Genomic DNA, 10,563 nt, shown 5'->3' with positions numbered 1-10,563 from the left:
ACCGCATCGCTGCGCGATGCGCAAGGGGGGCGGGGTGCTGCGCACCCCTTGTCCGGGCGGAGCCCGGACGGCCCCTTCGCTGCGCTCTCGGGGCCCTGGAGCGGGGGCGGGCCACTGCGCGGCCCTTGGGGGTGGGGCGGGCCCTCGCTGCGCTCGCGCCGTGCTGACGGCCGGTCAGCGCGCTGCGCGCGTGGATCGGCTTGTGCGGATTGGGTTTAGGGGTGACCGGATGGGGGTGGTCCCGGGTCGCTGCGCTCCTTCCGGGACCTGACGGGGGGTGAGGGTCCCTCCACTGCGCTCCGGGACCTGGGCCCGCTTCGCGGGGAGCAGCAGTAGGGGGCGGGGACTCGATCGGGTTGGGCTTCAGGATATCAGGGGTTGGTAGAGTAGGCAGCATGTAGAGTTAGGGAAAACAAGGCATACCCCCAGAGTGTGAAGAGGTGGCCTTATCGGTGGGGAAGGATTGGCGGATGAGTGCTTTCCTTACGTGGAAGCGATATGCGCAGGCAGTGGAGCGGGAGTTCGCTCGAGCAGGGTTCGCCGGGGCCTCCCATTCGGTGATTCGGGACGAGGCTCACCGTGAGTCCTGCACCGCGTCCTGGCACTGGGCAGTGGGCTCGCCCAGGCTCAATGCGGAGGAATGGCCCTCGGGGCTCACTCTGACGTGGACGTCAGCGGACCAAGGCTGGACGTGCAGTGTGGTGGAGCACTGTGTGGAGAGCACGTTCACGCTCCCTGTGTCCTCCATCGCCGCGCCTCGCGCCCTGAGCGCCCTGTTGCCGGCGCTGATGGAGGGCAGGCGCTGGCAGCTCTCCTCGTCCGAAGAGCGGTGGGAGCACGCCGAGGTCGGGGAAGCTGCGGCTTTGTCCGCGTATGGCGAGGACAGGTACGGCCCGGACTACCAGGCGGCCGAGGAGCAGGGAGCGGACTTCCTGCGGTGGCAGGAGCAACTGGAGGGCCAGGAGGCCGCGGAAGGTGCCCCCGGGCCGACTGTGGAGCGGCTGAGCTTTGAGCAGCGGCTGTCGGCGCGGGAGGGGATCTGGGGTGAGGTCACCGGGTTGACGCGCGGCCAGGTCCACGAACTGCTCACCGCAGCGGGAGAGCTGGAGCAGCACCCTGACGTGAGGAGTGCCGCGGACTGGCTGGCGGCCGTCCGCAGGATCGAGCTCCGGCGGATCTGGCAGCTGATGGACCAGCAGGACATGGACCAGTACACCCCTGAACAGGACTCCGGGGTGCAGCGCTGGCGGGACGAGGAGCGCAGGCGTCAGAACGGCCCCGGCGAGCCGGAGCTGTTCCGCTACCGGGTCGTCGCGCAGCGCACCGGCGACAACCACCCCGGGGCCGTGACCACGACGAATCACACCGTGGTGCGGTCGGTCGAGGAGGCCGTGGCCATCGTCCGCAGGGTCAACGAGCGGGACCCCGGCCTGTACGGCACCAAGGGCCTGTACCGCGTCGTGGAGGTGTCCGAGGAGATCCCGGAGACCGGGGGCCGGGTGCACGAGCAGGATGCGGACGAACTGGCCCGGCAGCGGCACCTGGGCACGGTCATGAACGCCGCCCTCACACACAGCGACCTGGAAGGCCCGGTGACCATCCCACCGGAAACAGTCGGGGCGCTCTGCGACTTCTTCACCCGCACCATCGTCCTCCCCGGCCGGCTCGACCCCGAGGACGGCCGGCTCCACATCAGCGACCCCGCCCGCGACCTCACCCGGCTCCTCCTGAACCACCTGGAGAACCACGGCCTGGCCCTGAAGAACGAAGCGGAAGAGGGGGAGCAGCGGTGATCTGGACTTCTGAGGATGTGGCCCGTGACTCGGTCCGGCGCAACGGTGCGGGTCTGACCGCCCGAGGGGTGGACGAGGCGGTCGCTGAGGCCGCTGTCCGGGAGCGCGAGACGGAGGCCGAGCGTCAGGCGGCGCTGCGGTCTCCGCCCCGGGACCTGGAGCAGGAGCCGTTCGCCTGGGATCCGGAGGAGCTGGCCGAGCGGTGGGCCGCCAAGCATGTCGAGTGGCACCGGGTTCAGGCCCTGATGGAGTCGTCCGGCTGGACGGTCTACGAGCCGGAGAAGGGCGCCGAGGGCGCCGCCTGGGCGCGCGAGCGGGAGACCTGGCGCGCGGGGTTCCTGGAGCGGCAGGCCGCGCACCAGGCGCGGCGGCGGGACGAGAGGGACGAACTGCGGGCCGAGGTGCGGCTCACCGCGCCCGCGGGCCGGCGGATCCAGGCCCTTGCCGCCCGGGCCGGCGTCTCCCCGGACCAGGTCGTGGCGCAGCTCGCCAAGCACGCCGTCGCCGGTGAGGACGGCACCGTGTCGGTGCCCGCTTTCAATCCGCGCTGACATCCCAAAAACGCACACCGAAGCGAGAAGGAAAGGGCTCTGGAATGTCTGGTGTAAAGCTCCGGGAACATCAGGTGGATGCGAATTCCCGTATCCGCAGGTGGGTGGGATTCCCGGCAAGATCGTCTGTGACGGAGCATGGTGCCCGTGCCATGGTCGTGTCAGCGACCGGCTCCGGGAAGACGATCACCGTGGCCGCCGCCGCGTACGACTGCTTCCGGAGCGGCCGGATCCTGGTGATGGTCCCCACCCTCGACCTCCTCGTCCAGACCGCCGAGGCGTGGCGCCGGGTCGGCCACACCGCGCCGATGGTCGCCGTGTGCTCGCTCGAAGGTGACGCCGTGCTGAAGGGGCTCGGGGTCCGGTCGACGACCAACGCCATCCAGCTGGCGCTGTGGGCCGGGTCCGGGCCGGTCATCGTCCTAGCCACTTACGCCTCCCTCGTGGACCGGGAAGACCCCGCCGACCCAACCGGACAGACTCGGGTCCGGGGGCCGCTGGAAGCCGCCCTGGCGGGCGGGGAGCGGCTGTACGGGCAGCAGATGGACGGCTTCGACCTCGCCGTCGTGGACGAGGCCCACGGCACGGCCGGGGACATGGGGCGGGCATGGGCGGCGATCCACGACAACCGGCGCATCCCCGCGGACTTCCGGCTCTACCTGACCGCCACGCCCCGGATCCTCGCCGCGCCGCGCCCGCAGAAGGGCAAGGACGGGCGCGAGCTGGAGATCGCGTCCATGAGCGGGGACTCCGAGACGTACGGGGAACGGATCGTCGATCTCGGGCTCTCGGAGGCGGTCGAGCGTCAGATTTTGGCAGGATTCGAGATCGACGTCCTGGAGATCCGCGACCCCGACCCCATCCTCGGCATCTCGGAGGAGGCGCTGCGGGGCCGGCGGCTCGCGCTGTTGCAGACCGCGCTCCTGGAGCACGCCGCAGCGAAGAACCTCCGCACCGTCATGACATTCCACCAGCGCGTCGAGGAAGCCGAAGCGTTCGCCGCCAAGCTGCCGCACACGGCCGCCGAGCTCTACCGCACCGAAGCGTCCGACAAGGCGCTGAAGGACGCCGAGGCGCTGCCGAAGTCGTCGATCGACGCCGAACTGTACGAGCTGGAAGCCGGCCGCCACGTCCCTGCGGACCGCGTCTGGGCCCAATGGCTGTGCGGCGACCACCTCGTCAGCGAGCGGCGCGAGGTCATCCGCCAGTTCGCAGGCGGCATCAACGCCGAGAACAAGCGGGTCCACCGCGCGTTCCTCGCCTCCGTGCGGGTCCTCGGCGAAGGCGTCGACATCGTCGGCGAACGAGGCGTCGAGGCGATCTGCTTCGCCGAGACCCGCGGCTCCCAGGTCGAGATCGTCCAGAACATCGGCCGCGCGCTCCGGCCGAATCCGGACGGCACGACGAAGGTGGCCAGGATCATCGTGCCGGTGTTCCTGGAGGCCGGGGAAGACCCCGGCGGCATGATCGCCTCCGCCAGTTACAAGCCGCTGGTCGCCGTACTCAACGGCCTGCGCTCTCATGACGCCCGTCTCGTCGAGCAGCTGGCATCCCGGACGCTGTCCCGCGGCAAGCAGGACAAGCGCACCCACGTGAAGCGGGACGAGGACGGCCAGATCATCCGGGCCGGCGAGAACGAGGAGCAGGAGCAGGAGCAGGAGCAGGAGCAGGAAGAGAACGGGACCGAGGGGGCGGTGGAGTCGGCTCTGCTGCACTTCTCCGGCCCGCGCGACCCCGCGACGATCGCCGCGTTCCTGCGCACCCGGGTCTACCGGCCGGAGTCGCTGGTGTGGCTGGAGGGCTTCGAGGCCCGGCGCCGCTGGCGATTCGAGAACGGGATCACCGGGCTCGTGGCCACCCCCTACGACACCGAAGTCCCGGTCGGCGTCGTCAACTACCCCCTCGGACGCTGGGAGGCGGAGCAGCGCCGTGCAGCCCGTACCGGGGACCTGGAGGAACGGCGGCGCGTGCTGCTGGACGAGGAGGGGATGGTGTGGGAACCCGGAGATGAGGCGTGGGAGACGAAGCTCGCGTTCTTCCGCTCCTACCACCGCGCCCACGGACACCTCGCACCCCGGCAGGACGCCCTCTGGGGTCAGACCGAGACCGAGGCGCAGCCGGTGGGGCGGCACATGGCCAACCTCCGGCGCAAGGGCGGACTGGGGAAGGACACCGAACGGGCCGAGGCCAGAGCGGCGCAGATGACCGCCATCGACCCCGACTGGAACTGCCCCTGGCCCCTCGACTGGCAGCGCCACTACGCAATCCTGCGTGACCTGGCAGCCGAGGAACCCGGCGCAGTCCTCCCTCACATCGAGCCCGGTGTGCTGTTCGAGGGCGACGATCTGGGGGCGTGGATCCAGCGGCAGCAGAAGCCCGCCGCCTGGAAGCTGCTGGCCGAGGAGCAGCGGGAGCGACTGACCGGGCTCGGAATCAAGCCCGTCGAGCAGCCGGCCCCCGCCCCGGCCGGGAAGAACACGGAGGCCGGGGCGGAGAAGCTGTCAGCGGCATTCCAACGCGGTGTCGCCGCCTACGCCCAGTACATCGCGAGGGAAGGCAAAACCACCGTCCCCCGACCCCATACCGAACAGGTCGTCATCGACGGGGCCGAGCACACCGTGAAACTCGGTGCGTTCGCCACCAACACCAAGCAGAGGCTGGCACGGCTCACCCACCACCAGCGCACCGTCCTGCGGGACATCGGCGTGGAATGGGCGTGAGCGGTACCGGCGGCCGCCACCCAGGTCGCCTCGGTCCGGTCTGCGAAAGCCGGCTCCGTGCAGTCGGCGGCGTCCGAAGCGCCGACCGGTGTGGGATCACCACGACGAGTGCGACACGACGCTGTACAACTGCGGTACCTGCACCTACGACCATCGAGGAGCACGATGCGCCCTCCGATCGGGACGACTACTGAGACGGTCACCCGATCGGGAGGCACGTTCGGCGCCACGGCTCAGGCGAGGCGCCGCGACGCGATCAGCCGGTTGGTCAGCTCTACCGTGGCGAGGTACCACCAGAAGATCCAGTCGAGGAATGCTTCGTCGTACTCGCCGCGCTGGTCGGCCCGGCGGTGGCGCAGGTCGAAGCGGTTGGCGATCTCGAACAGCGCGCCTTCGTCCTTCCCGAGGTGCTGCTTGATCAGGGCACGGCGTTCCTCAAGGATGCGGGCGAGGTTGAAGATGGCCGATCGCTTGCTCTCGGCTGACGTGTCACGCCCTCGGAAGAGGGCGATGGCATGGCGGACTCCGGCGGTGGTGCCGGGTGGGCTGTCGTTGAGGGCGCGGTGCACCAGCTGGCTTCGGGCGTCGTCGGTGACGGCGACCAGGCGCCCGAGGTCCTCACCCTCGGCGGCCAGTTCGTAATCGATGCCTGCCTCGCGCAACAGCTGGTTGACTTTCCACCGGTACAGAACGCGTGCCGGGCCGTTGTGAAACTCCGAGTGGTGCCATCCGCAGCCGCTGTAGGAGTGGAAACGCCGCGTACGGGGCGGCTCACCAGGTCGTGGAACACCTCGATCAGCCCGTAGAAGGTGTCTTCGCCCCACGCCTCCGGCGCCAGCGGCCACAGATCAGGGATGCCAAGTCGCCTGTCGATCACGTCGGAGGGGTCAGGCAGCTCGCTGTGATCGTCGATGCATTCCTCGCCGAAGACTTCGGCCAGGTAGCCGTTGTCGGCGAACTCGCTGATGAGCCGCGCGATGTCCCCTCGGGTGTCTCGCGCGGTACTGCCATCGTGAGCGAGTCCATTGCCGCGGCGCTGCGGCCAGTACGGCCGGGGCGCGGCCGCATGCCTGAGCTCGGGCGCCCGGCGGATGAGTTCGGTGAACCAGTCGTGCTGGTCCATCACGGCCCGTTTGGTGCCCCAGCCGGTGGCGGTGGTCGCCCAGGGATCGGCTGTCGGCGCGGTGTGGTTGGGCAGATCCTCGAAGTCGGCGACTGCGGTTGTGCCGGCCAGGGCCTCCGTCAGGAGCCAGATAGCCCGGTCCTGCCAGGAGCCTGTGGACCGGAGCACGCGCTCACCCTCGGATATGAACAGCGATGCAGGCCAGAGAAGTTCGTAATTGCTTAGGTCCAGACTCACCACAACATCATCACCCATAGGAGATGTGTCCCGACCCTGGGCGATGAATTCCCGTCTCAGTCCCGGATGAGCTCCTGGAACTGCGGACATCCCACCGCATGCCACTCCCTGACGAGGACTTCCCCGCCACGACCACAACCTCCGCGTACCACGGCAGACAGTCATGGCACGCACGGATCTCGTACGAGTTGCCGTCGTCGTCGAACGCCTTGAGGTCGACGGAGCCGACCGGCGCTCGGTAAGTGACGTCCTGCTGCGGATCGGAGCCTTCTGCCATGTCGGCCAGTATCTACCAGCGCGCAGATGGCCTTCGGCGCAAGGAACGTGAGCCGTCCGCCACGATCATCAGCGGACCCGCACAGGGCTGCCCGTCTTGCCGCCACACCTGCAGGAACACTGTGGGAAGCGGCAAGGGGCGTTGTCAGTGGGCGGCCATAGCCTGGCGAGACGGGAACCGCAGAAAGGCACGCCCATGAACGCCAGTTACTACCGGAGCCAGCTGGACAGAAGGAACAAGGCTCGCGCTGACGCGGAGAAGAAGGTCGGCGAGTTCCGCAAGAAGGAAGCCGACAAGCGCGCGAAGGCCACGAAGGAGGAAGCAGCAGCCGCCAAGGCGAGTAGTCAGGGTACCGTCAACAGCAAGCAGCGTGCTGCCCAGCGATACGAGAACGAGGCCAACAAAGCTGGCCAGAACGCCAGCACGTGGAGCGCCAAGGTCGGCAAGCTCTCCAAGGAGGCAGCTGACCTGTCGGTCAAGCTGGCGAAGGCGGAACAGGTTGAGCGGGCCGCCGCGGAGAAGGCTCGCCAGCGTGAACAGCAGAAGACGGAGCGGCGTGCCGCAGCTGAGCAGCAGAAGATCGAGAGCCGCCTGTCGGCGGCGGAAGGCGAGGTGCGCACAGTGCTGAGGGAATTGCGGGCCCCGAAGCCGGAGAAACTGCGGGTGCTGCTACTGGCGGCTGCTTCCGCCGGTGACCTGCGAGTCGGCCGGGAACAACAGAGGATCCGCGCTGCGGTGCAGAGCGCCACCCATCGCGACCTTGTCGAACTGGACGTCCACCCTGCTGCAACAGCGGACGTCTTCCTGGACGCGCTGACCCGGTTCCGTCCCCACGTCGTGCACTTCTCCGGCCACAGCGCACAGGACCTGATCGCTTTCGAGAAGGGTGAGGACGGCTTCCACGAAGGTGCCATCGTCAGCGCCGACGCCTTCGCCCGGGCCATCGCCGCCGTGGACGACAAGCCGCTGCTGGTCCTGCTGAACTCCTGCCACTCCGCAGCCCAGACCGGGAAGCTGGTCGGCACCGTGCCGTTCGCCATCGGCATGTCCGACACCATCGGCGATGCCGACGCCATCACCTATGCCGCCCGGTTCTACGCCGCCGTCGCTGACGGCCAATCCATCCAAGCCGCCCACCTGCTCAGCCGTGTGGCCATCGAAATGAACGGCCTGCTCGACCGCGACCTGCCGACCCTGGCCTGTGCAGCGGACGTCGACCCGAGCGCCACAAAGCTGGTAACGCCGCCTCCGGAGTAGAACGTGGGCATCTCGTACATGAGCTTGAACCTCGTTCCGCATCCGGTACAGGCAGGGCGGGCCTCACTCTGGAGATTCTCCTGCTCTGCCCCACGGCGCACCGGCTCACGGTGTTCCTGTTCGTCCGCCGTTCGGCCTTCGGTGGCGGCGGCTTGGGGGCTACAGGTGTCACACAGGTGCGGGCGGGTGTCCTCCGGAGTGCCCCGGCCCGTCGCCCGGGCCGCCTTCCACCGTTCGTCGGTGAGCTTGGCCCCGCAGCCGGTGCAGACCGGGCGGCGGGCCACGCGCTCGGCGTGGCGTTCACTGATATCCCGGAGCTGCGCCTGGTACGCCTCCTGGTTGGCCTTCATCTGCTGGCGTTGGCGGGTGAGGACGGCGTCGAGGCGGGGGTTGCCGATCGCGTCGAGGGAGGAGGGTCTGGTTCCCGGACACCGATGTAGTTGAACACGATCAGGACCGGCGGATACGGGTGGTCCGGCCCGTCGTCGGTGACGGTCCAGCGGGTCCGCCACAGCGGGCATGGGGCCTTCTGCGACGTGCCCACGGCCGTAAGTCTTCCGAGTCGGAGGAATCGGCATCCTGAAGGACGCCGGGACCGGGGCCGGTCGGCCGCGAGGACGGCCGACCGGCGGAGTGTGACCGGCAGAGATCAGCTGGCCTTGGCGGGTTCCCCGGCCCGGCCCCAGCCGTCCAGGAAGGCGGCCAGGGCGCGGCGCTGCCGCCACCGGGTGCGGCGCCAGCCTGCGGGTGCCGGTCGTCAGGCGGCGTTCCAGTGGTGCGCGTCCGCGCCCCGCCACTCCACCTAGCCAGGGTCATCGAGAACCAGGCCTGATTCGGTGATGCCCGCGGCTTCCAGGAAGACCACGAGGTCATGGTCGGAGAACGCGAGGCCCAGGATCTCGTCCCGGCCGTTCCGGTGCACGCTCACCCGCCGGCCGCCCGACGGCGACGGCCGGTGCACGACGATCGGCGCGCTCTCCATACCTTCCAGCGTGCGCGCACCCGGCCCCGGGCGCAGCACACGGCAGCGCCAGGCAGGCGGAGTCAGGGTCCTGTGCCGATGCCCCGGTACCCGGGCCCGAGGGCATCCACACCTCCATCCGGGAACGGAAGCCGCCGTCCCGTCGGCCGCTCCTCTCGTCGCTCATCCCTTCCCTCCCTCCCCTGCTCGCCTCTTCCCTTGTCGGCCGCTCCCTCCGTATCGCTTGCCGCACTGCGCTGTCTGTTCGTTCTCAGCCTGGATACCGGCCGTCCCGGCCTCTCCCCGCGTCCCTTTCCACCCCCGCTCCTGTCGACTTCACCGGGCTCCTCAATGCTCCTGGGGGTCCCTGAGAGAAGTAGTCGGCGCAGCCGAACCCTCTTGGCCAAGGCACTGACCTGCCGATTTCCCCGCCCTCCCCATGACATCGAGGCGATTCGTAAGGCGACTCGTAAGGCGACCTGCGGAAGCTGGCGTATGTCCGTTCTCAGCCTGCTGCCGTCCGTACCGGCCTCTCCCCGCCCCTTTCCGTCCCCGCTCCTGTCGACTTCGCTGGGCTCCTCATTACTCTGGGGGTCTCTGAGAGAAGCAGTCGGCGCAGCCGAACCCCTTTGACCAGGGCGCTGACCTGCTGATTTCCTCGTCCCGCCCATGACGCCGAGGCAAGTCGTAGGGCAACCTACGGAAGAGGGACGTGGGGGCGGGCTCGGTGTCCGTCGCGAGCGGCCCGGTCCCGGCCAGTTCACCGCCATCGGACTGGCAGGGCCAGCGGCTCCTCGGGTGGCCGCCGGTCGGACGCCGGTCGTTTCGGTGGACCAGAGCCATGGGCCGGTCGCCCCCAGGGACGGTACTGGTCAAGGGGGGTCCGGTATGTGACGGCTAGACCATTGACCGGACGGTTCGCACCGGTTCGGAAAAGGGGGAGAAATCTCCGGCCGCTGTCCACAGGGCCTGCGCCCGAGGCTGTCCGAAGCCGTCGTGATCAGCACGGCAGCCCGACGACAGGAGTACCCCTGTGCCTGACACCACCGTCGCCGAATCGCTCACTCCGATGACTCCTCACGCGGTGACGGCCGCCTTCGACCACCTCCGCGCGGTGCAGGCCGGCGCACTCGAAGTCGCCGCCGCCCTCGCCGCCGCCGAACCGCGGATGTCCGCGATCCTGGTGGACGTCGCCACCCGGATCGTCGCCCCCGTCACCGCCCTGCCCGGCCCGGACATGGACGCGGCGTGCGCGGACTCCTTCGCCCTCGATGCCCTCGGAGGCGTCTTCCTCAGCGCCCTGCGCACCTGGGAACAGGCGGGCCCGGACGCAGCCGGGGGCATCGCCCGCACCGTCATCCGCTTCACCGCCGACGTCCTCACCGAGGACCACGAGGACATCGACGACATCCTCCGCCAGCTCCACGCCACCGCCCTCCGCCAGGCCCTCGACGCACATCCCACACTGGCCGGTGCACATCCGATACGGCCCGGCATCGTGCAGAACGCGGGCGCATCCCCGGCCGGGTGCGGAGGGGTCAAGGCCCGCTGGGTGGTTCACACAACTCGCTGGCCTGCGGGGTTGGTCGCGCCGGGCGAGCCGTTGCACAGGCTGAGCAGGTGCGCCAGCACGGTGATGTGACC

Annotated in this window: 7 protein-coding genes and 1 pseudogene; 6 read left to right on the top strand and 2 right to left on the bottom strand. The window is 69.4% G+C overall.

What is annotated here, in order from left to right; all coding sequences use genetic code 11:
• Positions 1-713: 713 nt before the first annotated feature.
• From OG711_RS38225 to OG711_RS38215, 3 genes are read left to right on the top strand one after another with little or no spacing between them, the layout of a single operon-like run.
• Positions 714-1,793 carry a hypothetical protein gene (locus OG711_RS38225; protein WP_329557933.1) on the top strand — a complete coding sequence of 360 codons (1,080 nt, stop codon included), beginning with the start codon at positions 714-716 and terminating at the stop codon, positions 1,791-1,793.
• Positions 1,790-2,344: a hypothetical protein gene (locus OG711_RS38220; protein ID WP_329557934.1), complete on the top strand. Its 555-nt coding sequence runs from the start codon at positions 1,790-1,792 to the stop codon at positions 2,342-2,344. Before OG711_RS38225 ends, OG711_RS38220 begins: the two co-directional genes overlap by 4 nt.
• Positions 2,345-2,388: 44 nt before the next feature.
• Complete coding sequence (locus tag OG711_RS38215) at positions 2,389-5,064, top strand: DEAD/DEAH box helicase (RefSeq protein ID WP_329557935.1); 2,676 nt, start codon at positions 2,389-2,391, stop codon at positions 5,062-5,064.
• Positions 5,065-5,297: 233 nt separating this feature from the next.
• Here OG711_RS38215 and OG711_RS38210 read toward each other — a convergent pair.
• Positions 5,298-6,442, bottom strand: a pseudogene (locus OG711_RS38210) (hypothetical protein).
• Positions 6,443-6,587: 145 nt separating this feature from the next.
• Here OG711_RS38210 and OG711_RS38205 point away from each other — a divergent pair.
• Positions 6,588-6,752, top strand: coding sequence for a hypothetical protein (locus tag OG711_RS38205; protein WP_329557936.1), 165 nt, complete (start codon positions 6,588-6,590; stop codon positions 6,750-6,752).
• 144 nt (positions 6,753-6,896) lie between these two features.
• On the top strand, positions 6,897-7,958 hold the full coding sequence (locus OG711_RS38200; protein ID WP_329557937.1) for a CHAT domain-containing protein: 1,062 nt from the start codon (positions 6,897-6,899) through the stop codon (positions 7,956-7,958).
• An 802-nt stretch (positions 7,959-8,760) separates the two neighbouring features.
• On the opposite strand, the gene OG711_RS38195 is transcribed toward OG711_RS38200, so the two are convergent.
• The gene (locus tag OG711_RS38195) at positions 8,761-8,940 is read right to left on the bottom strand and encodes a hypothetical protein (RefSeq protein ID WP_329557938.1); all 180 of its coding nucleotides are present in this window, start codon (positions 8,938-8,940) and stop codon (positions 8,761-8,763) included.
• Between the two features lie 1,012 nt (positions 8,941-9,952).
• Here OG711_RS38195 and OG711_RS38190 point away from each other — a divergent pair.
• The gene (locus tag OG711_RS38190) at positions 9,953-10,561 is read left to right on the top strand and encodes a hypothetical protein (protein WP_329557939.1); all 609 of its coding nucleotides are present in this window, start codon (positions 9,953-9,955) and stop codon (positions 10,559-10,561) included.
• Positions 10,562-10,563: the final 2 nt, after the last annotated feature.

The organism is Streptomyces uncialis, from assembly GCF_036250755.1.
GTDB classification, from domain to species: Bacteria; Actinomycetota; Actinomycetes; order Streptomycetales; family Streptomycetaceae; genus Streptomyces; species Streptomyces uncialis.
This window is presented reverse-complemented; position numbering and strand designations above follow the sequence as displayed.

Coding starts and splice junctions, on each gene's coding strand:
- OG711_RS38215 (WP_329557935.1), top strand. CDS start 2,389: ATGTCTGGTGTAAAGCTCCGGGAACATCAGGTGGATGCGAATTCCCGT.
- OG711_RS38205 (WP_329557936.1), top strand. CDS start 6,588: ATGGCACGCACGGATCTCGTACGAGTTGCCGTCGTCGTCGAACGCCTT.
- OG711_RS38200 (WP_329557937.1), top strand. CDS start 6,897: ATGAACGCCAGTTACTACCGGAGCCAGCTGGACAGAAGGAACAAGGCT.
- OG711_RS38195 (WP_329557938.1), bottom strand. CDS start 8,940: ATGGAGAGCGCGCCGATCGTCGTGCACCGGCCGTCGCCGTCGGGCGGC.